General features: G+C 61.6%; 20 protein-coding genes. 12 read left to right on the top strand and 8 right to left on the bottom strand.

Features of this window, described 5'->3' with window-relative positions:
• Positions 1 to 13 precede the first annotated feature (13 nt).
• Both ACVIW0_RS28410 and ACVIW0_RS28405 read right to left on the bottom strand, forming a co-directional pair.
• Positions 14 to 2,257: a hypothetical protein gene (locus ACVIW0_RS28410; RefSeq protein ID WP_461355361.1), complete on the bottom strand. Its 2,244-nt coding sequence runs from the start codon at positions 2,255 to 2,257 to the stop codon at positions 14 to 16.
• An 812-nt stretch (positions 2,258 to 3,069) separates the two neighbouring features.
• On the bottom strand, positions 3,070 to 5,538 hold the full coding sequence (locus ACVIW0_RS28405; RefSeq protein WP_461355360.1) for a molybdopterin-dependent oxidoreductase: 2,469 nt from the start codon (positions 5,536 to 5,538) through the stop codon (positions 3,070 to 3,072).
• A 647-nt stretch (positions 5,539 to 6,185) separates the two neighbouring features.
• Here ACVIW0_RS28405 and ACVIW0_RS28400 point away from each other — a divergent pair.
• From ACVIW0_RS28400 to ACVIW0_RS28390, 3 genes are all read left to right on the top strand, one after another.
• A complete protein-coding gene (locus tag ACVIW0_RS28400) occupies positions 6,186 to 6,989 on the top strand; it encodes an ATP-dependent Clp protease proteolytic subunit (RefSeq protein ID WP_461355359.1) in 804 nt (267 codons plus the stop codon).
• A gap of 224 nt (positions 6,990 to 7,213) precedes the next feature.
• Complete coding sequence (locus ACVIW0_RS28395; protein WP_461355358.1) at positions 7,214 to 7,402, top strand: hypothetical protein; 189 nt, start codon at positions 7,214 to 7,216, stop codon at positions 7,400 to 7,402.
• Positions 7,403 to 7,672: 270 nt separating this feature from the next.
• Positions 7,673 to 7,990 (top strand): hypothetical protein, encoded by a 318-nt coding sequence (locus ACVIW0_RS28390; protein WP_461355357.1) that lies wholly within the window; start codon positions 7,673 to 7,675, stop codon positions 7,988 to 7,990.
• Positions 7,991 to 8,017: 27 nt separating this feature from the next.
• On the opposite strand, the gene ACVIW0_RS28385 is transcribed toward ACVIW0_RS28390, so the two are convergent.
• Complete coding sequence (locus tag ACVIW0_RS28385) at positions 8,018 to 8,416, bottom strand: hypothetical protein (protein WP_461355356.1); 399 nt, start codon at positions 8,414 to 8,416, stop codon at positions 8,018 to 8,020.
• A gap of 192 nt (positions 8,417 to 8,608) precedes the next feature.
• On the opposite strand from ACVIW0_RS28385, the gene ACVIW0_RS28380 reads away from it, so the two are divergent.
• Together ACVIW0_RS28380 and ACVIW0_RS28375 are read left to right on the top strand one after the other, a co-directional pair.
• Positions 8,609 to 9,688, top strand: a complete 1,080-nt coding sequence (locus ACVIW0_RS28380; protein WP_461355355.1) for an AI-2E family transporter — start codon at positions 8,609 to 8,611, stop codon at positions 9,686 to 9,688.
• On the top strand, positions 9,688 to 10,125 hold the full coding sequence (locus tag ACVIW0_RS28375; protein ID WP_461355354.1) for a potassium channel family protein: 438 nt from the start codon (positions 9,688 to 9,690) through the stop codon (positions 10,123 to 10,125). The genes ACVIW0_RS28380 and ACVIW0_RS28375 overlap by 1 nt, the downstream gene beginning before the upstream one ends.
• Positions 10,126 to 10,133: 8 nt before the next feature.
• On the opposite strand, the gene ACVIW0_RS28370 is transcribed toward ACVIW0_RS28375, so the two are convergent.
• The gene (locus ACVIW0_RS28370; protein WP_461355353.1) at positions 10,134 to 10,802 is read right to left on the bottom strand and encodes a helix-turn-helix domain-containing protein; all 669 of its coding nucleotides are present in this window, start codon (positions 10,800 to 10,802) and stop codon (positions 10,134 to 10,136) included.
• A gap of 628 nt (positions 10,803 to 11,430) precedes the next feature.
• Between ACVIW0_RS28370 and ACVIW0_RS28365 the strand changes: the two genes are divergently transcribed.
• The 3 genes from ACVIW0_RS28365 to ACVIW0_RS28355 all read left to right on the top strand — a co-directional run bounded on the left by ACVIW0_RS28365 (position 11,431) and on the right by ACVIW0_RS28355 (position 14,193).
• Positions 11,431 to 12,897, top strand: coding sequence for a sensor histidine kinase (locus ACVIW0_RS28365; protein ID WP_461355352.1), 1,467 nt, complete (start codon positions 11,431 to 11,433; stop codon positions 12,895 to 12,897).
• A 118-nt stretch (positions 12,898 to 13,015) separates the two neighbouring features.
• Complete coding sequence (locus ACVIW0_RS28360) at positions 13,016 to 13,648, top strand: response regulator transcription factor (protein WP_461355351.1); 633 nt, start codon at positions 13,016 to 13,018, stop codon at positions 13,646 to 13,648.
• Positions 13,649 to 13,818: 170 nt separating this feature from the next.
• A complete protein-coding gene (locus tag ACVIW0_RS28355; protein ID WP_461355350.1) occupies positions 13,819 to 14,193 on the top strand; it encodes a response regulator transcription factor in 375 nt (124 codons plus the stop codon).
• A 16-nt stretch (positions 14,194 to 14,209) separates the two neighbouring features.
• On the opposite strand, the gene ACVIW0_RS28350 is transcribed toward ACVIW0_RS28355, so the two are convergent.
• Together ACVIW0_RS28350 and ACVIW0_RS28345 are read right to left on the bottom strand one after the other, a co-directional pair.
• On the bottom strand, positions 14,210 to 14,791 hold the full coding sequence (locus ACVIW0_RS28350; RefSeq protein ID WP_461355349.1) for an invasion associated locus B family protein: 582 nt from the start codon (positions 14,789 to 14,791) through the stop codon (positions 14,210 to 14,212).
• Between the two features lie 29 nt (positions 14,792 to 14,820).
• A complete protein-coding gene (locus ACVIW0_RS28345; protein WP_461355348.1) occupies positions 14,821 to 15,708 on the bottom strand; it encodes an alpha/beta hydrolase family protein in 888 nt (295 codons plus the stop codon).
• A gap of 314 nt (positions 15,709 to 16,022) precedes the next feature.
• On the opposite strand from ACVIW0_RS28345, the gene ACVIW0_RS28340 reads away from it, so the two are divergent.
• Together ACVIW0_RS28340 and ACVIW0_RS28335 are read left to right on the top strand one after the other, a co-directional pair.
• Positions 16,023 to 18,773, top strand: a complete 2,751-nt coding sequence (locus tag ACVIW0_RS28340) for a decarboxylase (protein ID WP_461355347.1) — start codon at positions 16,023 to 16,025, stop codon at positions 18,771 to 18,773.
• Between the two features lie 31 nt (positions 18,774 to 18,804).
• The gene (locus tag ACVIW0_RS28335) at positions 18,805 to 19,239 is read left to right on the top strand and encodes a hypothetical protein (RefSeq protein ID WP_461355346.1); all 435 of its coding nucleotides are present in this window, start codon (positions 18,805 to 18,807) and stop codon (positions 19,237 to 19,239) included.
• A 42-nt stretch (positions 19,240 to 19,281) separates the two neighbouring features.
• Here ACVIW0_RS28335 and ppk2 read toward each other — a convergent pair whose 3' ends face one another.
• Both ppk2 and ACVIW0_RS28325 read right to left on the bottom strand, forming a co-directional pair.
• On the bottom strand, positions 19,282 to 20,082 hold the full coding sequence (gene ppk2 / locus ACVIW0_RS28330; protein ID WP_461355345.1) for a polyphosphate kinase 2: 801 nt from the start codon (positions 20,080 to 20,082) through the stop codon (positions 19,282 to 19,284).
• A 23-nt stretch (positions 20,083 to 20,105) separates the two neighbouring features.
• On the bottom strand, positions 20,106 to 20,561 hold the full coding sequence (locus ACVIW0_RS28325; RefSeq protein WP_461355344.1) for a hypothetical protein: 456 nt from the start codon (positions 20,559 to 20,561) through the stop codon (positions 20,106 to 20,108).
• A 167-nt stretch (positions 20,562 to 20,728) separates the two neighbouring features.
• On the opposite strand from ACVIW0_RS28325, the gene ACVIW0_RS28320 reads away from it, so the two are divergent.
• Positions 20,729 to 21,157 (top strand): hypothetical protein, encoded by a 429-nt coding sequence (locus tag ACVIW0_RS28320; protein WP_461355343.1) that lies wholly within the window; start codon positions 20,729 to 20,731, stop codon positions 21,155 to 21,157.
• Entirely contained in the window at positions 21,150 to 22,382 is a 1,233-nt protein-coding gene (locus ACVIW0_RS28315; protein WP_461355342.1) for an HlyD family secretion protein, read from the top strand. The genes ACVIW0_RS28320 and ACVIW0_RS28315 overlap by 8 nt, the downstream gene beginning before the upstream one ends.
• The last annotated feature ends 12 nt before the right edge of the window (positions 22,383 to 22,394 follow it).

Below are 22,394 nucleotides of genomic sequence, written 5' to 3'. Positions count from 1 at the left end.
CTGCTCCGCCCGACTAGACTGGTTCGAAGCTCGAGAACACAACATCGTCCTTTGGAGCGGGTGCGCCCTTCGATGCGCCGCCATCTCCGGGGGACGCCGCCCAGCCGCCGACTTCGCCATATCTGCCGGATCCAGGCGCGCCCTTGCCAGTCGGCGCAGGCTCCGTTGGTTTCAACGTACTGGGCGGCGGTACGGCGTGACCGGTCGAGGGCGGCGGCGTTGCGGGCGCGCCTTGTTGAGGTGTCGTTGATGCGATCGCAGACAATGGGACATCCTTCTTCGTGACGTTGGGATCGTCCGGCGTTGGTACCGTCACCATCAGGCCGCCGCTGCCGCCCGTCGAGATCGGAGTCGTCGTCGACCATTCCTGTCCGTGGGTGAACAGCGTGCCCTTGACCACGACGCGAACCGAATATTGGAACTTCGGCACGAAATTCTTCTGCCCAGTGTAAATCAACCAATAGCGCGGCACGTTTTGATCTGCGAACTTGAAAGTGAACTTGACCGGGTCCCGGTCATTGCCGTCGTCGCGCTTGCCCAGCGCCTGCATAGTCACTTCGACGTATTGGGTGTCGTCGGTCAGATTGGCGCCAAGTAGGATCGGGCCGACAGAGAGTGTGCCGGCTTCCTCGACGCGGATTTCGACAGCGATTGTGTTGTCAGGCGTTCCGAGGGGGCTTGGATCGAGATCGACGATGTCCTTCTCGACCTGCACGCGCGCATAGGGATTCTCGAATTCGCTCGGCGGCTCGGTAAAATGGATCTGCCGCTTCAGGAACATCTTGTCCGGCTCCCAGCCCGCCGGCGGATGGGCAACATCGCTCTTCTGCTTCATGAACGTCGCGGTATCGAAATGAGCGTCCGGCCCGTCGGACGGATTGAATACGTGTCCATCCCATTGCAGGGCGCCGTCCGCGTTGGGATAGCCGACCTGACAGGACAGGAAGGCTACGGGTTCGCCCACCCACTTCTGCGTCCGGTCCGGCCAGTTCACCACCGGCTTGAAGACGCGCGCGACCTTGCGGTCCCAGTCGCCGATATCGACCGTAAGGAAGTAGACCTTGTCCTTGGCGGGGTTGGCCCGGATCTCATCGGCCACGCCGTCGAGCGTGCCGCCGACCTGATAGTTCTGCAGGTAGGCGATCTCCTTGGTCTCGTGATACTCCAGATCGAGGTTGGTGCGCTGCTCGCGCAGTTTGAATGCGGCGCCGCCGCCAAAGCCGAGGAAGCCGCCACTGGCCTGCGCCGGTTGCTCGTTGAAAGGCGCCGGGTCGAAGATCACCTGCTTCGCCAGATCCATGAACTTCTGGAAGATCAAGTCGCTCCGCTTGTCCATGTATTCCTGCAGCTTGTCCGCGCCAGGCAGCGACTGGTCGACGAATGTATGGACCTCGATGTCGCCGGATTCGCGGAGGCTGTCGTATTGGGCTTGAATGTCGGCGCTCCAGAACAGACCGCCGGCGTGCGCGGCACCTGAGAAGTGATCCTGGATCCTCGACCAATGACCGGTGATATCGATCGTCATCAGCGGACTGACCACCCGGACCATCATGTTCTGCGTCACGTTCATCACGCCGGTGCCAAGATTATGAAAGCCGTTATAGGCGACTGCCGCCGGAATGCTGCCGAGCAGCGCGCTGTAAGCTTTCTCCGCGCCCGGATCGATGGTGCCGGGGCCTTGCCCTGACAGCTTCACGAACATCGGGTCGATGTTGGTGCCGCGATAGCTCTGCGGCACCGTGCGGGGCATAACTCCCGTCGGCAGATAGGAGCGGTTGAGTCCGATCGTCGGTGCGGCTCCTGCGATTGGGCTCTTGCTCGACATCACGGCCGGAATGCCCCGGCTGTCGCCCGGCAAGGTGTTGGAGAGCACGCACTGATTGCTGACGATGGGAATGAAGGTAAACCAGGGCCTTTGATTCGAGGTGTATCGCCACAGCGGGTTGTCGTGGCTGCGAACCTGATCGATCAGCGCCGCATGGGCGTCAGCCAACACGTTGTCCGGCGGCGCCGCTGTCGTGGCGAAATTGATCAGCCCACCTGCCACCTCGTTATCGGAACTGGTTTCACCGACGGTGGTGCCGCTCGATCGCACGCCGGCGAAGTGGATCATGCTGAACTTGTAGTCGCCGTTGGGCTTCCGCGCGAGATTGACCTGCTCGGGTAGCCAGTAGTACACCGGCGCTTGCCCGGCTGCCTGCAGTTGCTGGTTGTGCGCATCAACCCAATAGCTGATGCGCCACCCGGACTTTGTCACGACCTGATTGCCAACTGCGAATAGTGGTCCAACTGGCGTTACCATTACAGTGCTCCGCTTGGTTGCGGCGAGCGACGGCAACGAGAGAGGTGTCAAAACCGCCTCGCCGTATGAAATGTGCCTAGTTCTTCCCAGAAGTGCAGGTGCTTAGAAAATGCGATGTACGCTCAGTTTCTCGGCGCTGCGAACATACGGATAGTCGGTCGAAGCTGCAGTTCGTGCGGTGAGAAGGTCGAAGAATTTCGTACGATTGACAATTGCGATTCGCGGTTTGGCGGCGTGGTGTCACGAAGCAACGGAAACAATAAAAGTATGTTCGAATTGTTCGCCTTGCATGCCCCTCGGGCCCTACCACTGGCCTTCGGAATGGATGAGACTATTACAACAGTTTTCTCGATTGTTGCTCAAGCATGCTAGACCCGCTGTGATCGTTCGGTTGTGATATCGTTCACCGTTGTAGCGACGACCTGAGGATTTGGTAAACAGTTGCCGATTTAATCCGATCCACTTCGTCGAGCATGGAGTTCACATTTGACCTCTATCTTGAACTAAATCTGATGTGCTAGAGTTCGTTTGGGAAAAGTCACTGGATCATCACGACAGTGTTGGTCGATCGTGACCTCTCAACCATCCTGGAATTTTCTGGAGATCGGCTGGAAGCCCACTGTCGGATGCAAACACTCGTTGTCAGGCCGAATTGAGCTGGTTCGCTGCTGATAAGGACTGTGCGAAACCTTATCAGTTCGATCTACGGTCCGAGGACTGCCGAGCTCACCAAGCTATTCGGAGAGCGTCGTACTCGGCCCGAAAGGTCAGCCCTCGTGAATACGGCGCGAGCGTTCCTCGAAGGCAGCGACTTCACTTTGCGGGAGCCTCTCCAATCGAACTGCTACATGCTTGTGGTACGGCGTCGCCGCGATCGGATCGCAATTGCCGCTGTCGGTTAGGGCGTTGACGCGGGGGCCGTTGCTGAGCCGTTGGCCATCGCGGGTCGGGTGGCTCTGGCCGTAGCCATGCGGCAGCGCGAGCTGACCCTGGCGCAAGCTGTCGTCGGCCTTGCAACGGACCACGACCCGGCCCGCCGCCGACTCCACGGCTATCCACTCACCGTCGCTCGCGCCGAGCTCGTCGAGGTCACGTTTATTGATCAACAGTGCGCCATCGGGATCGTCACGCCGCCAAGCTGGGTCGCGGAAGATCTGATTGGCGTTGAACATGCGCCGCTGGCCAGCGGCGAGCACGAAAGGATAGTGTTTAGGTCGTTGCGTCGCCGCCGGATCGAGTCCGCCGAGCCATTCGAGAAGTGGTGCAATGGCAAGATGCACCTTGCGATCGGGATGGCTGATCAGCGACCACACGTCTTCATAACCGTGCTCGGTGATGGCAACGCCGCTCCGCGCGCTGACGATGGCATCGAACAAGGCGTCGCCAAGACCGGCGTCCGGTATCTCGCCACGTGGTCCGAGCGCGCGTCGAACCGCCTCGGGCGAGCGCTTGGCGCAGGCTTGCGCCGCCTGCCAGAGCGGCGCCGCGGCCGCCGTACCGTCCGGCAAGGTGGCCCCTATGGTATGATAGAGAACGAGCGCGCCGACTGCGGAGCTTTGTGGATTGGCAGCCATGAAGGCGCGAAATGCTTGCGCGAACGCGGGCCGCGAATGGAAGGCGGCTTCGCGGAGCGGCGCCAGAGCGTTGTCGCCGGGCAGGAGTCCGAGCGCGCGGGCGAGCCGCGTATAGATTTCCGGCTCGGGCAGGGTGCCTTGCAGCGGTGGCACCGCGCCTGAACGGACGTGAAAGAAGTTCTTGGGGAATTCGAAATTGAACAATGTGAACTCTGTCTTCTCATACTGTGAGGCTGCGGGCAACACGTAATGGGCGAGCCGGGCCGTTTCGGTCATGGCCACGTCGACGACGACGCAAAGGTCAAGCGCATCAAGCGCCTTTTCCACTTCGGCCGTATTCGCCGCGGTGTTCGCCGGGTTGGAGCTGTCGATCCATACCGCGCGCAGCCGGTCGGGATGGTCGTTGAGCACCGCCCTCGGAAAGATGTTTGGCGGCAAGAGCCCGCCGATCACTTCGGTATCGGTCGCGGCGAATTTCTGGTTCGGCGAGTTGCCCCAGAGCGGCATGAGCCAGCTATGGAGCTGGTTGGTGCCTGGCCTGCCGAAGCTTCCGGTCAGCATGATCAGGAGCTTTTCCAGATAGGAGTTGAGCGTCGAATTGACGCCCTGCTGTATGCCGAGCTCGACACGGACCGTCATCGCCTTGGCCTCGCCGATCATGTCGGCGCAGCGTTCGATCTGGTCGAGCGGAATGTCAGCTGCCGCGGCCCACTCCATGACAGGAATGCGGAGCAGGGCGTCCTCGACCTCGGCGAAGCCCGTCGTATGCGCGGCGATGAATTCATGGTCCAGCGCGTCGCGTCGCAGCAGGGTGGCGAGGATCGCTCCTAGCAGGAACGCATCCGTCCCGGGCCGCACCGCGAGATGCAGATCGGCCATCTCGGCGGTCTCGGTTCGACGTGGATCGATCACGATCAGCTTGCGGGCTGGGTCCTTCCTGATCTGGTTCAGATGGTCGCGCGCATTAGGGAAGCCGTGGGCGATCCAGGGGTTGGCGCCGATCACGAATAGGAGATCGCAGTGATGCACGTCCTCTGCGGTGTGGCAAGTCTGGCTGCCGAACAGAAAGCCGTTGACCCAGAAATCGCCGGTCTTCTCCTGTGACAGCGCGTTGAATACGTGGCGCGAGCCGAGTGCGCGCAGGAAGCCAGTTGCGTAGGCGCCGCCGGCGTGATTGCCCTGACCGCCGCCACCATAGAGGGCGATGCTCTTGCCGCCGTGGCGGTCGACGACATCCTGGAGCCGACTTGCGATCTCGGTGATCGCAGTATCCCAATCGATGGGGTCAAAGCCTCCATCGGGACGTCGCCGCAATGGCGCCGTCAACCGGTCTCGATGATGAACATAGAAGGGAATGCGTGCCGCCTTGTTGCAGAGGTAGCCTTGCGACTTCGGATTGTCGCGATCGCCTCGCACCTTAACGATGCGATCGTCCTCGACAAGGACCTCGACTCCGCAATTGACGTAGCAGATGTTGCAAGCGGTTTTCTTCCACCCTGCGTTCGGCATCGCACCTTCCTTCCGGATCGGTTGACGCGGGATATTATATGATAGGTGTAATAAAACAACTTGGAAAGCGTGGCTTAGGGGATTGGATATAGCGAGCCTGCGCATGGCACCGATCTCGACAAGTGCCCTTCCGGAAAGATACAAATCCGCCACCATAAGCGTCCTCAAACGACGTTTCTATATTTCTGCGGCTCTGATTGAATGACCGCCCCTAGTGCAGACGCGCCAGCTACCCGATTTCCGTCAACGTCGCTGTTTCGCAGGCGAAGTGCATCTGCGTCGTGGTCGCATCGCCGGACCTGTTCGAGGCCGACCGGACACCTCGCCAGATGCAACTACAAATTCGTTCTATCGGTATATCGAGCTAGCACCGGCGCCTTGATACACCGCCGCGCCTAGAGGCTCCGTCCTTCTTGATCAAGCGACGGAAGCGCTTAGTCGGGTGCGCCCTCACAACCGCTAAGCCTTTGGACTGGTTCTCGGGTGCGGAACTTGAGCTCCGGCAAAATTTTAAGGGGCGAGCCCTTCAAAGGTCCCGTTGCGTTCGAAACGAACGGTATTCTTCGACGAAGCTTTCGCTGAAATCGCTGCAGATGCGACTGCCGTCCGAGCGCACCATAAGCTAGCCGCGCGGCGCCCCCGTCGCCGGCTAGCTTTTCGATCGAAACCTGCTCACCTTCAGGACTCAACGGCACCGTCGTGGACCTGCCTGCGTAGTTGTCGGTTTGATTCAGATCAAGCTACAGCGGGCTTCCATGTACTGTCTTTCGTGCGAGATCCCGGGTCGATGGGGGAGCGCCGTGGAAGCCAAGATGCACGCTTTGAGAGTCCTCAGCGCGCTATTTTCCGATGCCCGCGTAAAGAGCCGGAATGCCCCGCAGTGCTGTCTGGATCTGCTCGGATTGGCGATGCGGCCTTGTCGTGGTCCCTCGACGCCGGCTACCGCCCTCGTCTTGAACATCGCGGTCGCATTGCTCGCGACGAACTGTCTCGCGATGGAATTTTCCCGTGTCCCTGGGTGCTTCGGCGATGTCTTGAAACTCAGGGATGACATTCGGGATGGGGACTTTGTCCATTTCCGCGGTTACCTTGGTGCAGAGCGGCGGATCGTCGGCCTTGATCTCGATTCCGGCGGAGGCTCTCTCTACGAGGGTTTCCGGATCGCCATGCTTGTGCACCAGAAACAGATCGCCACTTACGTTTCGGGAGAATGCGACTCGGCATGCGCTTTTATCTTCCTCGCGGGCGCGAAGCGTTACGTGGCGCCGGACGGCAAGATCGGCGTCCATTCGGTTTCCAACATGCATGGCAACGAAGACACTGGTACGCTTCGGGACACGATCAAGCTGGCAAGGCTATCGGCCAAGCTCCGTGTTCCTCCGTCGGTGATTGGAAAGATGGTGATGACCCCGCCAGGAAGGATGGCGTATTTGAATAGGGAAGAGCTCGCTTCGCTGAAGGTTGTAGAACGGAACCCGTTTGATCGCGTCGCTCGCACGGCGACCTCTGGATCAAAGAGCTCCATGTGTGGCGCGATGCCCTCGAAGAGCGCATCGCAAGAGAAACGTCCGACGCGGATTACCGCAGACTCGAAAGGAAGTTAGAGACGGACCTCCGTCAAGCGAGAAGCGAGATGTCCCGAGATCTGGCGTTCCGGCTTGAGCGATCCGGCTCTGGTGGTGGGCCGCCACCCCTAATGCATTGTCTCAGCATGTTGCGCCGGCGCCAGGCCGCCCGCATAGCCAAATTGGGTCATCGAATCTGCCGCATCTGGGCTTGATGGATTGGCACAAGCTGCACTGGTCATCCTGTTGCACCATGATCTACAGTGGCAATCATGGGGTGCGACCGCGATATGTTTTGGCGAGTGCATGGCGCAGGCCGGCAGGCTGGCGTTCGCAACCGGCTGCGTGCTTGGTTCAACGTGGTCGACGGTGATATTGCTTTCATGGTCGTGGTCATGACCGCCGGGATGCTGTCGAGTGTGGCGATCGCCTTTGGATTGCTGTCATCCTGAACGCTACCTTATTTGAAGTTGAGCGACCTGATGTCAGCGACGAAATGCGCATCATAGCCGATCTGGTCAATCATCGGGGCGATCATGCCGATCAGGATGTCGACCGGCCGGCGCTTGCCGCGATCGCCTCATCGATAACCGCGTCGCTTCGCAAGCTGCGCATAATCCGTGCGTGATGCTGAAATCGCCGTATTCAGGTGCTTCGCCCGCGAAGCTCCGGCAATATGAGCAGCATTTCAGCACGACACGGATCACTCCCGGCGGCAAGGGATGCGCTTCAGATTAGCTGCAAATTCGATCGGACGTCGAGGTTGGCCGGTCGCAAGTTTAAACGTCAGGGCTTGGGCCGCAATCGTCCTGCTTTGCTGCGCACAACAGGCGATTGCGCTGCCGCTGACGCCTTTCCGGTATGAGGCTCAGGCCCAGCGGCATTGCCCCGGCGATAGCGTGGTCTGGCTCGATTTTCGCCGCGGTCGTTATTATCTCAAAGAGCAGCGACGCTATGCCAAGGGCTTTGGTGGCAGCTTCGTGTGCAGGAATGAAGCGCGCGAGAGCGGCTATCGGCGTTCGCTGCTCGGCCTTCGGTGACATCACCGAAGGGCCGGATGCGCTGGCCTACCAGCCGTAGTAATGCGGTTGGTAGTAGCCGTAGCCTCCGCCGGGCGGGCAATAGCCGTATCCGGAGCCATAGCCGTAACCATATCCGGTGCCGTAATAGGGATATCCACCGTAATAGGCCGAGCTTGCGATGGCTCCGCCGACGATCGCGCCAGCAGCAGCCGCGCCCCAACCGCGATAACCCCATCCTCGATATCCGCCCCAGCCGCCATAGCCGCGCCAACCGCGGTAGCCCCAGCCGCTGCCCCAGCCACCCCAGCGAACCTGAACGGTGGCATTGTCGACCGCGCCCTTCATCGCGGCGATGTTGGTCGGTAGCGGGGCCGCCTGGCCCGCGCCAATACTGATCGTGCTCGCGAGCAGGGTGAAGGCCAGCAAGGTTCTGGTGTTCATCATGACGTCCTCCACATCGGGTGACACAGGCAGTCGTGATCGCATGGTAGCCGAAACGAAAGCCGGCTTTTCGATCATGCGCCCCAAGCATCGCAGCCTAGCGCGAGCCCGCGCTTGATCTGGATCAAGCCGTACGTGGCAGGGCGATGGCACCGATTCCTGCGTGCCTGCTGACGCTCAATCGAAAGCACGCTCTTGAAAACCCTTCGCCAGCTCGTGGCCGGAGACGAGTTCATCCAGCTCGCAATTCGCCTCGGATTGCTGGCGCTGCTGATCACCTGGTCGTTCGTCCTGGTTCGGCCGTTCGTGCCGATCCTGGCCTGGAGCGTGGTGCTGGCGGTCGCGCTCTATCCTGTCTTCAATTGGCTTGCGGGCATGCTCGGCGGCCGCGCCGGCATCGCGGCTCTCGTCTTGACCTTGACCTCGCTGGGTGTCGTCATCGGGCCGGCGACCTGGCTCGGTATTGGAGCCGTCGAGGGGGTGAGGGAGCTCGCCGGGCAATTGAGCGCCGGGAACGTTGTTGTGCCGTCGCCGCCGCCTGAGGTGAAGGATTGGCCGCTGGTCGGCGGCCCGCTTTATGATGTCTGGGATCGGGCATCGACCAATCTGCGCGCCGTGCTGCGCGAGGTTGTTCCGCATCTGAAGCCGTTAGCCGGGACCCTGTTTGCGTTTGCGAGCAATGCCGGGGTCGGTATGCTGAAGTTTCTGCTGGCGGTCGTGCTCGCAGGGTTTCTGTTTCCGCATGGCTTGCAGCTTGCCGCGGCGTGCCGAAGCTTCCTGTCCCGCATCGTGCCGGAACAGAGCGAGCACTTCCTCGACCTTGCAGGCACGACCATTCGGGCGGTCTCCCGGGGCGTCATCGGCATCGCCGTCCTGCAGTCACTGCTGGCCGGTATTGGCTTCAAGCTGGCCGGAATTCCGAGTGCGGGACTGCTGGCGTTTGTCGTGATGCTGCTGGCGATCGTGCAGATCGGGGCGGCGATCGTGCTCGTTCCAGTCATCATCTGGCTGTGGTCGGCCAAGGACTTCACGACGGCGCTTGCCTTGACGTTGTTCTTCCTGGTTGTCGGTGTCCTCGACAATGTGCTGAAGCCGCTGGTGATGGGGCGGGGCCTGACCACACCGGCACCCGTCATCCTCGTCGGGGTGATCGGCGGCACACTGGCCCATGGCATCGTCGGCCTGTTCATCGGTCCAATCATTCTCGCGGTCGCCTGGGAGTTGATCACGGCGTGGATACGGGACGATCGCGCCCGGCTGCTGGGAGAGCGGTGATGCTGTTTCAGCTCCTCGTGGGATCGGCGGTGAGTGCGATCAACATCGTGATCCATTCGCTGTGGACCGTTGCGGCCATCCGATGGCTCCGCAACGTCGGCTTGACTGCGTCTGGCCGGGCGTGGCTACAGCTCAGCGGCGTGATGGTCGCAACCGCGCTTGCGCTGATGCTGGCTCACACGCTTGAGATCGTGGTGTGGACTTTGGCTTATTGGCTGCTCGGCGCAGCACCCGACGGCAGCAACCTGCTCTATTTCGCCTTCGTGAATTACACTACGCTTGGCTATGGCGACATCACCCCGGTCAAGCAGTGGCAGCTCGTCGGGCCGATGGCGGCCATGAATGGCATCCTGATGTTCGGCTGGTCGACGGCGGTCCTGTTCGAAGTGCTGCAAAAGACCATCGAACGCCAGGGGATGCTCGCGAAATCCTCGTAACGCCGCGCTCAGTTGTCCAGCCTGGCCAGCTGGTCACGGTCGACCAGCATGATTTCGCGCTGGTTCGAGCCGAGGAAGTCGAGTGCTCCATAGCTGTGCAACTTGGACAGCGCACGCGATACCGTCTCCAGGGTGAGCCCGAGGTAGTCGGCGATATCGCGCCGGCACATCGGCAAGGCGACGACGCCGACCCCGGTCAGCCGGCGGTCCATTTCGAGCAGGAACGCGGCAACCCGCTCCAACGCGGTCTTGCGGCCGAGCAGCAGCATGTGATCCTCGGCGTGCCGCAGGTTGCTGGTGGTCATGATCAGCAGGTTGCGCGTGAGGTTCGAGTCGAAATGAGCCACGCGCTCGAGGCTCATCCGCTTGATCAGGCGCACATCAGTGTCGACGATGGCCTCGGCCGTGAACCGGTGGGTTTCGGCATTCTCAAGGCCGAAAATGTCTCCGACGAGGTGGAAGGCGCCGATCTGGCGGCGTCCGTCGGACAGGAGCTTGTAGCTACGGACTGCCCCTGAAACGACCTGGTAGACGTACTCCGCCGGCTCCTTCTCCCCGTAGATCTCCGTGCCCTTCCGGTAATGGAATTCGCTGGTGATGCATTTGGTGTGCTGGGTGGTCAGCCCGCCGAGGATGCTCGGTATATTGGCCGGTCTGACATTAACGCGAGCGAACATGGACCAACTCTCTTGGGTAACGACTGTTGCAGCGTCCGTGGCAGCTCGAAATGCTTGCCCGCGCGCAATCTCTACGACAGGGCCCGGCCAGTCTCTATTGGTCCTGAGGTCATTGTCCCAAAGGACAGGGTGCGCGAAATGCGGCAATTTTCTCGTAATTGATGCGCGCCGTTCTAGACTACTTTTTTAATTTTCACGCCGATAACCGGGTGCTAGGTTTTCAATCCGTTGGTCTCCGGCTCCGAGCGCCATGGGCAGTGCAATTCGGGTCTCTGGACTGATCATCCTGCTGGCTATGTTGTTGGCGCCGGCCGGTCTGCGGGCGCAACAGATGCGCCCACATTCCATGCTGGTGCTGGACCAGTCCGATCGGCGTGGGCCCTTCTATTACCAGGTGTTCGTTGGGCTGAGGGACGCGGTGAGCGCCCACGGTCACGCGTCGACTACGGTCTACACCGAGAGCCTCGACCTCAATCGCTTCGGTGGTGAAGCCTATCAGGAGGATTTCCGGCGGTTTCTCGAGGCGAAGTATCGCGATCGGCCGATCGGCGTCGTGGTCGCGGTTGGCGCGGCGGCGCTGGAGCTTGCGATCCGCTGGCGCTCGCAGCTTTGGCCCGACACCCCGATCGTGTTCGCACTGGTCGAAGAGGCTGATTTCAAGCGATTGCGGCCGCCGGCCTATGTCACCGGCGGGATCGTGACCTCGAAGCTCAGGGACGCCGTCACGGTCGCCCGCGCCGTGGTGCCGGGTCTCAGGTCTGTGGTGCTGATTGGTGCGGAATGGGATAGGCAGGTTCTATTCCGGAATTGGAAGGACGAGGCTACGGCCGGCATTCCGGGTCTCGACATCATCGAGATTGTCGGCCATCCGATGTCTGACGTCGTTGAGCGCGTCAAGGCGCTCCCCGATCATAGTGCGATCATCTACACGGGCCTCTATAGCGACGGCAAAGGCAATTACTATCCGCCCTCGGACGCCCTCGCGTTTGTCGCAGCAAGAGCAAATCGGCCGATCATCGTTGCATCGGAAACTTTCCTCGACGCAGGCGGCATCGGCGGATTCACCATTGTCCCCTCGCTGATCGGCGCCGAGGCGGCGCGGCGATCGCTACGAATTCTGGATGGTGAGGCGCCGGAAAGCCTGCCCCCGTCGGTGGTCGATGCCGTGAAGCCGATCTTCAACTGGCGGCAGATGCAGCGCTGGAATGTCAGCGAAGCGAAGCTGCCAAAAGGCAGCGATATTCGCTTTCGTGAGCCGACCTTCCTGGAAAAATACCGCTGGCGGGCGATCGCCCTTACCACTGCACTCGTGGTTCAAACCACACTGATTGCATTCCTGCTGCACGAGCGGTTCATGCGGCGCAAGGCCGAGGTCGAATCCCGCAATCGTCTGTCTGACCTCGCCCATATCAACCGACAGGCAACTGCGGGAGAACTTTCGTCCTCGATCGCCCATGAGCTGAACCAGCCGCTGGGCTCGATCCTGACCAATGCCGAGAGCGCGGAGTTGATCCTGGCCTCGCCAGCGCCCGACCTCCAGGAGGTGCGGGAGATCATTTCCGATATCAAGCGCGACGATCTCCGTGCAAGCGAGGTGATCCGCAGGATGCGCAGCTTGCTGAAGCGTGCGCCATTTGAGAAAAAAGAGATCGATCTCAACCAGACCATGCGGGAAGCATTCGATTTCCTCAAGTTGCAGGCCTCAGCGCGCAACGTCGCAATCTATTTGCAGACTTCACCGCAGCCGCTGCGGGTGAAGGGGGACCCGGTTCAGTTGCAGCAGGTCATTCTCAATCTGGTGGTCAATAGCATGGACGCGATGGCCACGATGCCGTACGGGCGCACGATCATCGGGCGCACCGAGGTCAACGGGGACGCGTCGGCCGTGATTTCCATCTGCGATTCCGGCCCGGGAATTCCCCAGGACAGGCTGAACGAGGTCTTCGATCCGTTCTTTACCACGAAGGAGCAGGGCATGGGGGTCGGCCTGTCCATCGCGCGGACGATCGTTCTGGCGCATAGCGGCCAGATTTGGGCCGAGAACCAGTCCGGAGGAGGAGCGGCATTTCACCTCTCGCTGCCACTGGCAGCGTAGTGTGTTTGGGTCTTGCTTGTCTGGTTGCAAGGTTCAATTTACGACGAACGCAGCATTTTCAGATTGCCGCTGATCATCATTCTACAGATAGCGGCGATCATCCGGCGGTGGAGCAGTAATGCACGCTTACGTGCACATAGTCGATGACGATGCCTCGTTTCGCGCAGCGCTCGAGCGTCGGCTCAAGCTCGCGGGCTATCGCGTTGCGGCGTATGCATCGGCGCGGGAATTGCTCGACCGATTGCCCGACGACGAGAAGACCGGCTGTATCCTGCTCGACGTCCGCATTCCCGGAATCAGTGGCCCGGAGTTGCAGCGTCGTTTGAACGAGCTGGGGTCGACGCTTCCGATCGTATTCCTGACCGGACATGCCGACACCGCGACGACTGTCCAGGCCATCAAGGCCGGTGCCGAGGATTTCCTGACCAAGCCGATCGCCTCCGACCAGCTGATCGAGGCAATCAATCGTGCCGTCGCGCGGCATGAACGAGCGCTTGGCCAGCGAAACAGGCTCGATTCACTCCGCGCGCTGCTCGCGAAGCTGACCCCGCGCGAGCGGCAGGTGTTCGATCTGATCGTGTGCGGCCGGATCAACAAGCAGGTTGCGCACGAGCTTGGCACCACCGAACGCACGATCAAGGCGCATCGTCACCAGGTCATGGAGAAGATGCAGGTGCAGTCTTTGGCCGAGCTGGTTTCGATCGCGGAGCGGCTCGGCACGCGCGCATCCGGTGATGAAATCAAGGCTTGATCTAGCGGGAGCTCTGCCCGTCCCTGTCCCACGGTACAATATGAAAGCTCTGTGACGGAGTGTATCTCCGCCATTGGCGGCGACGATGTTGCACGCCGATAGCCGCTTGACATGTCCCTCGTCCAAGGGAGGACGAAGGTCATTCAGCGATCAGGACGAGGCCTCAGGATTTGCCGACCGCGAAATTCGTCTTCGTCGTGGATGATAATCCCTCGATGCTCCGTGGAATCGGACGGCTTCTGCGGCAGTATGGATTTGCATCCAGGCTGTTCGAGACCGGGAGCGCCTTGCTGAGGGATGGCGGCCTTGAAAGCGCAGTGTGTCTGGTCCTGGACATCAATCTCAGCGATGGGTCCGGGATCGAGCTGCGGCACCGACTGGCGGATCTGGGCATCGACGTCCCGGTCATCTACATCACCGGAAACGACAACCCGGCGACTCGCATGGCCGCGATGGCATCGGGATGCGTGGCCTATCTGACCAAGCCGTTCACCGCCAATTCGCTCATTCAGCCGATCGAGCGGCTGTTGGCGGGCGTCGCCTAGCGATTGCGGGTCACGATCACTCATCAATGGCCTGATCGAGCGTCAGCGCCGGGGCGCCCTTGTGCACGGTCGCAAAGCGGTCAAGCGGCACCGAGGTCGTCATCGTCAGAATGCTGCTGTCGACGACCTCGATCGAGAGCGCCTTTCCGCGATCCATGTCCTCGAGCAGCTTGGGATCGGCGACATCTGCCGCAATGCACATGTTGCTCACGCACCAGGTATAGGGCACGCGATAGACCTGCTTCTGGTCGACCGATAGTTTGACCCCTGCCTGCAAATACATCCCGACCGGGATGAAGAGCTGGACGCGGTCACTGCCGTCTTCGCGCTCGACCAGATCGACGCGAACGGCGGTCTGTCCGGTGGCGAAGGTGCCGGTGATCGTCGTTCGGCATAACGTCTTGGCGCCGGCGGCGTTGAAGCAGATCTTTCGCCACTCGCCGTACTTGATGTCCCGGACCGGCGAGCGCGTTCCCCGCGGAGCCACCTCGCCACCGTCCTTGACCGCAGCGGGCGGTGAAGGCGCCTGTTGGCCGAGAGCCGCACTGATACCGGCCGCGAACAGCGCCAACTTGGCCAAGACTCCATATCGGACCATGGATGCTTCTCCGGCGGGGGCGTGGCTAGCTAGCGAACGTTGCCCAGAAATCGTTCGACCAATGGCGACCAGGTGGGAATGGAATCGGGAGAACCGATCAGGAAGTGCCCTTCGTCCCCGAACGGCGGTAACAGATGGTACTCGGCACGGCCGCCGGCGGTCGTGAAGGCCTCGTACATTCGCTTCGACAGGGCCGGCCCGAAGAACGTATCGTTCTCGATGTAGAGCCACAGCATGGGCACCCGCGAGGTGTGGCCGAACGTGCCGGTCGCCTCGACCAGTTTGTCGGGATTGCAATTGTTGTTGGGTTTGCCGTCGACGCGGCCGCCGCGGCCCGCCGCGAAGGTGATAATGGCCTTGACCTGCGGCGGATTGAGGCTCGACAGTGCGATCGCCGCCCAGCCGCCGGCCGATTGTCCGACGACGATGACGTCTTTCGGCACGACGCGCTGCTCGGCGGCCATATAGTCGATGATCCAGAGATCGACCTGCGCGACGGCGAGGCCCGCATCGTGAAAATTCGGATTGCTGCATTTGCCGATCTTGGAGAAGAACGGGCCATAGATCCCGCGTTCGGGAATATCGATCGCCGCCGCGCCATACCCGGTCCCGACCGGCGCCACCACGAGGTAGCCGCGCCGTGCGAACCACATCGCGGCATCGCGGAATTCGACCAGCGGGAAGAAGCTGCGATCCCTTGGATTCAGCGAGACGCCATGGTTCATGATGACCAGCGGGAACGGGCCGTCGCCGATCGGACGAACCAGATAAGCAAACATCGGCAGCGGAAGCGGCAACACCCAGATCTCTTCCTGGAGGCGCTGGGATGAGCCCTGGTCGTCGACGCGCGCAGGAGAGGTCAGGCCGAGCAGCAGAAGCGCGCCGATTGCGAGGGTCCGTAAGCGGTGCTGACGCATGCCACCTCATCCAACGGTCATCGAGCTGGGCACGATAGCAGCCACGTCACCGACCGCGAGGCCTTGACCTAAATCAACGCGTATCGGCTTCGCCGGCGCAACCGCATGCAGTCACTGCGGCTTCATACGGCGGGCTTGATGTCGATCCAGGGGAAGGCGAGTGGGTGCACTGATTTCCGCCGGCGAACTAGCTCGCTAACCATCGTGCATTCTGGCTTGGGCCCGATCCGGCTGCGGCTTGACTTGGATCAAAGAGCACGATGAGCGCGGTTCTTACGATGGGACAGCACCAGCGCTAAGATCGGGAGACAATAATGGCAAACGAGGCGAAGCCGGCACAGCAGCGCATCGACCAGTTCTTCTCTGGACCCGGCGGGCGAGCCGACAATTGGCGCGATCTCGTCGAGGCGGCCAAGATGTGGAGAAGCGGTGGCGACCGTGCGGCGTATGAGGCCGCGCTCTCGGCGCTTGCGGTGACGGAGGAATTTCACGGCTACCCGGGCTTGCGTTTGATGGCCGCGCTGAAGGAAGCCGCGGTAGCAGGCGACGCCGCTACGTCGCATATGCTCGTGGCGCGGATCGCCCAAGCGCTGCAGACCAAATCCTTCCGCCAGCACGCCAGCGACTGGAGCACGCAGGATGACGGCAACGGCGACGTCCCCGATCTGCTTCCGCCAACGCTCGGGCAATCCGCGGCGCGCCGGCCGTATTTCGAGACCCTGATCGTGACCGGGGTGCCGGCCAGCAATTGGCCGGGACTGCTGGCGGAGTGGCGCAAGCTGCGGCGTCCGGTCGATGCCTTCATCTATGAGCCCGTCGTGGTGGGCAGCCTCGAGGACGCCTTCTGTGCAGCCATGCTCAACCCCAACATCGCGGCTGTGGTGATCAATGACGGCTTCGGCTTGCGCTCGCGCCACGATGCGCCCGTGCTTCGCGCCATGACGGCCGCGATGGGGCTTGCCGACGAGCCGGATGCGTCCGCGCTGCGGCTGGCCCACATCCTGAAGCGGGTTCGTCCCGAGCTTGACCTCTACCTGATGTCCAACCGCGACGTCGAGGAGCTGGCAGGTAATCCCGAGGCGGACGTTGTGCGCCGGGTGTTCTACTCGGTCGAGGATATCCTCGAATTGCACCTTTCAATTCTGGAAGGCGTCCAGGACCGCTTCGACACGCCGTTCTTCGACAATCTGAAGAAATACGCGCAGCGGCCGATCGGCACTTTCCACGCGTTGCCGATCGCGCGCGGCAAGTCCGTGTTCAAGTCGGACTGGATCCGCGACATGGGCGAATTTTACGGGCTAAACCTGTTCCTCGCGGAGAGCAGCGCCACCACCGGCGGCCTCGACAGCATGCTGGAGCCGACCGGCAACATCAAGAAGGCGCAGGAGAAAGCCGCGCGCGCGCTCGGCGCCGACCGCGTCTACTTCGTCACCAACGGCACCTCTACGTCGAACAAGATGGCGGTGCAGGCGCTGCTGGGTCCCGGCGACATCGCGATCGTCGATCGCAACTGCCACAAGTCGCACCACTACGGCATGGTGCTGGCCGGCGCGCAGCCGCTCTACGTCGAGGCATTCCCGATGACGGAATATTCGATGTACGGCGCGGTGCCGCTGCAGACGATCAAGCAGGCGCTGCTGAACGCCAAGGCCGATGGCCGCCTGGACCGGGTCAAGATGATCGACCTGACCAACTGCACGTTCGACGGTCACATCTACAACACGCGGCGGGTGATGGAGGAATGCCTCGCCATCAAGCCGGACCTGATCTTCCTGTGGGACGAGGCCTGGTTCGGCTTCGCGCGGTTCTCACCGTTCCTGCGGCGACGAACCGCGATGGGGGCGGCGAACGAGATCGAAGCCTGGATGCGCGATCCGAAGTCGGTCGCCGCCTACGAGAAGCAGCAGGCCGAGCTCGGCAAGAACCCGTCCGACGAGGTTCTGCTCAAGACCAGACTGATCCCCGATCCGCGCCAGATCCGGTTGCGGGTCTATCAGACCAACTCGACGCATAAGTCGATGTCTGCGATCCGGCAGGGCTCGATGCTGGCCGTCAAGGATATCGAATTCCACACCGTCGAGGCGCAGTTCAAGGAGGCGGTCTTCACCCACGCTTCGACCAGCCCGAACCAGCAGCTGATCGCGAGCCTCGACGTCTCGCGGCGGCAGATGGAGCTCGAGGGCTATGGACTGGTGGCCAACGCCATGGAGATCGCGTTCGCGATCCGCAATGCGGTCAACACCAATCCGCTGATCTCGAGGTATTTCCGCGTGCTCGGCGCCGATGCCATGGTGCCGAAGCAGTATCGCCAGAGCGGCTTCACCGACTATCTCACAGCCGGCACGAACTGGGCGAGTGCGCTGAAGAGCCTGAACGACGACGAGTTCTGCCTCGATCCGACCCGCATGACGCTGGTCTGCGGCACGGCCGGCTACGACGGCACGTCCTTCAAGGGGCTGCTTGCCAGCCGCTATAACATCCAGGTCAACAAGACCTCGCGCAACTCGGTCCTGATCCAGTCCAACATCAACAATACGCGGAGCGATGTCGCGCATCTGGTCCGGGTGCTGGCTGAAATAGCCGGTGAGATCGATCGCGGGCTTGCCAAGGGCGGCGCGACCGCCAGGGTTGACTTCGACATGCGGGTCAACAGTCTGATGAAGGACGTGCCCGACCTGCCGAACTTCTCGCATTTCCATGCCGCCTATCGCAGCAATGCCGGCACGAAGACAAACGAGGGCGACATCCGCTCCGGATTCTACGCGGCCTATGATGCCGCGGGATGCGAATACATTCGCCTGAACGATCCCGAGATCGACAGGCGTCTGAAGAACGGGCCCGATCTCGTCTCCGCGAGCTTCGTGATTCCCTATCCGCCGGGCTTCCCGATCATGGTGCCCGGCCAGGTGATCACGCAGGAAACCATCGATTTCATGCGCAAGCTGGATGTGAAGGAGATCCATGGCTACGACGCGGCCGAGGGCCTGAAGCTGGTGAAGACCGAGGCTTTGGCCAGGATGGGCAAGCCGAAGGCGACAGCACCGAAGCTCAAGGCTGCGTCATAGAGTGTCAACACAACAGGTCCCTGGAGGGAACATGAGGAAAGCGGGTTTGATCGGAGCTCTTGCTGCACTGGCGATCGGCGTGGCCGGATTCAGCGCGCCAGCGCTGGCTGAAACCGGCTCGGTCGCTGTGATCTTCACCAAGGGTGGTTTCATCGTTGGTGTCGGAGGCGGCGAGGGCGTCCTGACGCTGCGCGGCAAGCATTATCCGTTCACGGTGTCGGGCATGAGCGTCGGCTTCACGATCGGCGCCTCGACGACAAAGCTTGTCGGACGGGCCCTCAACCTCCGGGGGCCGGCCTCGATCGAAGGCTCCTACAGCGCCGCGGGTGCCGGTGGGGCGATCGCCGCCGGCGCAGGAGGCGTGCAGTTGCAGAACGCCAATGGCGTGATCCTGCAGCTCAGCGGCCCGAAGGTCGGCGCCGAAGTCTCAGCCGCCGTGGGCGGCGTTTCGATCCGCTTGAAATAGGTCTGAAGGATCCAGGCCGCGCATCCCGCGTGGCCTGGCCTTTCAGTAGGCTTCCTCGACGAATTTCATCCCGCGCAGACCGGCCTGATCGTTGTAGCGGCCCTTGGTTGAGCGCTTGGGCAGCTTGACCTTGTCGCGCTTGATCCGTCCGTGCGGAATGTTCTTCAGCAGGAACGAGATGCAGTTCAACCGCGCCCGCCGCTTGTCGTCGGACCGGATCACGTTCCAGGGCGCGTGCTTCGAGCTCGTGGCCTTGAACATCAGGTCGCGCGCGCGCGAGTAGTCGTACCAGCGCCGGTAGGATTCGGTGTCCATCGGGCTCAGTTTCCACTGCCGCATCGGATCGTCGATCCGCGCCCTGAAGCGCCGTTCCTGCTCGTCCATCCCGACCTCGAGCCACAGCTTGATCAGAATGATGCCGCCCTCGATGATGTATTGCTCCATCTGCGGGCAAAGCGACAGAAACCGCTTGTGCTCCGCCGGCGTGCAGAACCCCATAACATATTCGACGCCGGCGCGGTTGTACCAGCTGCGATCGAAGATCACGATTTCCCCGCCGGCCGGAAAGTGCTGCATGTAGCGCTGGATGAACAGCTGGGACTTCTCGCGATCGGACGGGGCCGGGAGGGCGACCACGCGAAACACGCGCGGGCTGACCTTCTCGGTCAGGGCCTTGATCGTCCCGCCCTTGCCGGCGGCGTCGCGCCCCTCGAATAGGATGATGACCCTGAGCTTGTTCGCCTGCACCCAATCCTGGAGACGGCAGAGCTCGACCTGTAGCTTCTGCAGCTCTTCTTCATACTCCTTGCGCTTCATCTTCTCGGCGGATTTGTCTTTCGCCATGGATATGCCGTCCATCGTTTGAGCTAGTCGCCCCAGGCAATGACGATGCCGATGTCGCCGGGCATGCCGCCGGGGTAATCGACGACCTGGTAGAGGATGCGATAGCCGCGCGGCTGCAGGTAGTCCGCCCAAAGCTGGTATATCTCCTTGGGGATTCCTGTCAGCGTCTTCTCCCAGCCGGCCTCCATCTGATTGATGGCCCGCCCCTTGTCGGTGCACAGCGAGTTCGGGAAACGATAGACCTGCACTTGGCTGAGGCCGTTGCGCACCGCGCGCTGAATCACTGTCGATGCCAGCTTGACCTTCTCGTCCTCGGTGAGCCCGGACGGCTTGCTCAGCCGCTCGATCAAGGCGAGTTTCTCGGCTTCGATGATGGCCGCACGTTTGGCGTGCTCCTCGGCCTTCTCGGCGTCCTTGAGCGCGGCCTGCTTTTGGATCTCGTGCGCGTTCGGGATCAGGTCATCGATCTTGTCTCGCATGGCTGGGACTCCTAGGGCCCGATCTTCCACCTTGCGCTTAAAAAAGTAGGGACCAGCCAACCGCCATCCTTGATCCAGATCAAATCGGGGCGATAGGAGGGCACCCAATGTCGCTCAAGGGTAGCGGCGATTTGATCGCCGCAGGGAGGCTTGGCTTGAGCGAACAGATGCATCCGCTGGCTCCACACCATCTGCCGTTCTTCATTCCCGGCGCCGACGGCTCGGACACTCTGACGGTCGTGATGGGCATTTTCCTTGTCGCCACGGTATTATGGGTCGGCACCCTCTACTGGAAGCTGCACAGCCTGCCGGAGCGCATGGCGCACAAGTCTCAGAAGCTTCAGTTCGAGATCGTCGGCGTTCTCGGCCTGATTTCGCTTTTCACCCATATGCATATCTTCTGGATCGCCGGCCTGCTGCTGGCGCTCATCGACCTGCCGGATTTCGGCACGCCGATCCGCAGCATAGCCGACTCCGTCGAGCGCATCGCCGACGCCGCTCCGGGCACGCCCGCTGTCGAATCCGACGCCGAGGTACCCGGCGGCGGTCCCGACGTCCGAGCATCGGCAAAGCAGGAGGTGCTCAACCATGCTTGAGCTCATGATCTGCTCGCTGGTGACGATCCTGCCGGATTACCTCTACCGTCGCTATCGGCAGGGCAAGCGGTTCGGCAAGGAGATCACGTTCTTCTCCATCTGGTACGAACTTCGGTGGGGTATCACCGGCTGCCTGATGCTCACGATCTCGCTGATCACGATGATCTTTTACTTCCATCCCTCGACTACCAACGCAGCGATCTATTTCAGGACCGTGCCGATCTTGCCTGAGGGTTCCGGCCGCGTCGTCGAAGTCAACGTCGACTTCACCGCGGCGGTGAAGAAGGGAGACGTTCTGTTCCGGCTCGATGGTTCGAAGCAAGAGGCTGCCGTCGAGACCGCCAAGCGAAAGATCGCCGAGGTGGATGCGTCGTTGATCGCGGCGCAGGCTGACGTCGTGAAAGCGGACGCTCAGATCGGCGAGGCGAAAGCCTCCCTGCAGCAGGCCAAGGACGAGCTGGACGTGAAGAGCGAATTGCAGCGCCGCAATCCCGGCATCGTGCCGCAACGTGACATCGAGAAGCTACAGGTTCTGGTTGATCAGCGGCAGGCGGGCGTCGATGCCGCCAGCGCCGCGAAGGAGTCGGCGACGTTGCGCGTCTCCACACTGCTGCCGGCCGAGAAGGCGAGCGCCGAGGCCGCGCGCGCACAGGCGCAGGTTGATCTTGACAAGACCTTCGTCCGGGCCGGCGTTGACGGCCGCGTCGAGCAATTCCTCGTTCGTCCCGGAGATCTCGTCGCCCAGATCATGCGGCCGGCCGGAGTCATGATACCCGAGGAAGCAGGCCGCAACAGGCTGCAGGCTGGGTTCGGGCAGATCGAGGCCCAGGTGATGAAGCCCGGTATGGTCGCGGAAGCCACTTGCATGTCGAAGCCCTGGGTTATCATTCCGCTGGTCGTCACCAGCGTGCAGGATTTCATCGCCGCCGGACAGTTTCGCGCCAGCGAGTTATTGATCGACCCGCAGAACCTGCAACAACCAGGTTCGATCCTCGTGTTCCTCGAGCCGCTCTACAAGAACGGCCTCGACGGCGTGACGCCGGGCAGCACTTGCATCGTCAATGCCTACACGAGCAACCACGACCAGATTGCCGATCCGAAAACCGGCGCGTTGAAGGGCTTCGCCCTGCACGCCGTCGATGCGACAGCCCTCGTTCATGCGTTGCTTCTTCGGATCCAGGCTCTGCTGCTGCCGATCAAGACGCTAGTGCTCAGTGGTCACTGACGGGGCGAGAAC

This window comes from Bradyrhizobium sp. USDA 4454, from assembly GCF_054822705.1.
Note: the sequence above shows the minus strand (reverse complement) of the source record. Positions and strands in the feature narration are given on the sequence as shown.

Bases quoted from the DNA above. Each gene is read 5' to 3' on its own strand.
- ACVIW0_RS28390 (WP_461355357.1), top strand. From the start codon at position 7,673: ATGCGCTTCAGATTAGCTGCAAATTCGATCGGACGTCGAGGTTGGCCG.
- ACVIW0_RS28385 (WP_461355356.1), bottom strand. From the start codon at position 8,416: ATGATGAACACCAGAACCTTGCTGGCCTTCACCCTGCTCGCGAGCACG.
- ACVIW0_RS28375 (WP_461355354.1), top strand. From the start codon at position 9,688: ATGCTGTTTCAGCTCCTCGTGGGATCGGCGGTGAGTGCGATCAACATC.
- ACVIW0_RS28370 (WP_461355353.1), bottom strand. From the start codon at position 10,802: ATGTTCGCTCGCGTTAATGTCAGACCGGCCAATATACCGAGCATCCTC.
- ACVIW0_RS28360 (WP_461355351.1), top strand. From the start codon at position 13,016: ATGCACGCTTACGTGCACATAGTCGATGACGATGCCTCGTTTCGCGCA.
- ACVIW0_RS28350 (WP_461355349.1), bottom strand. From the start codon at position 14,791: ATGGTCCGATATGGAGTCTTGGCCAAGTTGGCGCTGTTCGCGGCCGGT.
- ACVIW0_RS28345 (WP_461355348.1), bottom strand. From the start codon at position 15,708: ATGCGTCAGCACCGCTTACGGACCCTCGCAATCGGCGCGCTTCTGCTG.
- ACVIW0_RS28340 (WP_461355347.1), top strand. From the start codon at position 16,023: ATGGCAAACGAGGCGAAGCCGGCACAGCAGCGCATCGACCAGTTCTTC.
- ACVIW0_RS28335 (WP_461355346.1), top strand. From the start codon at position 18,805: ATGAGGAAAGCGGGTTTGATCGGAGCTCTTGCTGCACTGGCGATCGGC.
- ppk2 (WP_461355345.1), bottom strand. From the start codon at position 20,082: ATGGCGAAAGACAAATCCGCCGAGAAGATGAAGCGCAAGGAGTATGAA.
- ACVIW0_RS28325 (WP_461355344.1), bottom strand. From the start codon at position 20,561: ATGCGAGACAAGATCGATGACCTGATCCCGAACGCGCACGAGATCCAA.
- ACVIW0_RS28320 (WP_461355343.1), top strand. From the start codon at position 20,729: ATGCATCCGCTGGCTCCACACCATCTGCCGTTCTTCATTCCCGGCGCC.
- ACVIW0_RS28315 (WP_461355342.1), top strand. From the start codon at position 21,150: ATGCTTGAGCTCATGATCTGCTCGCTGGTGACGATCCTGCCGGATTAC.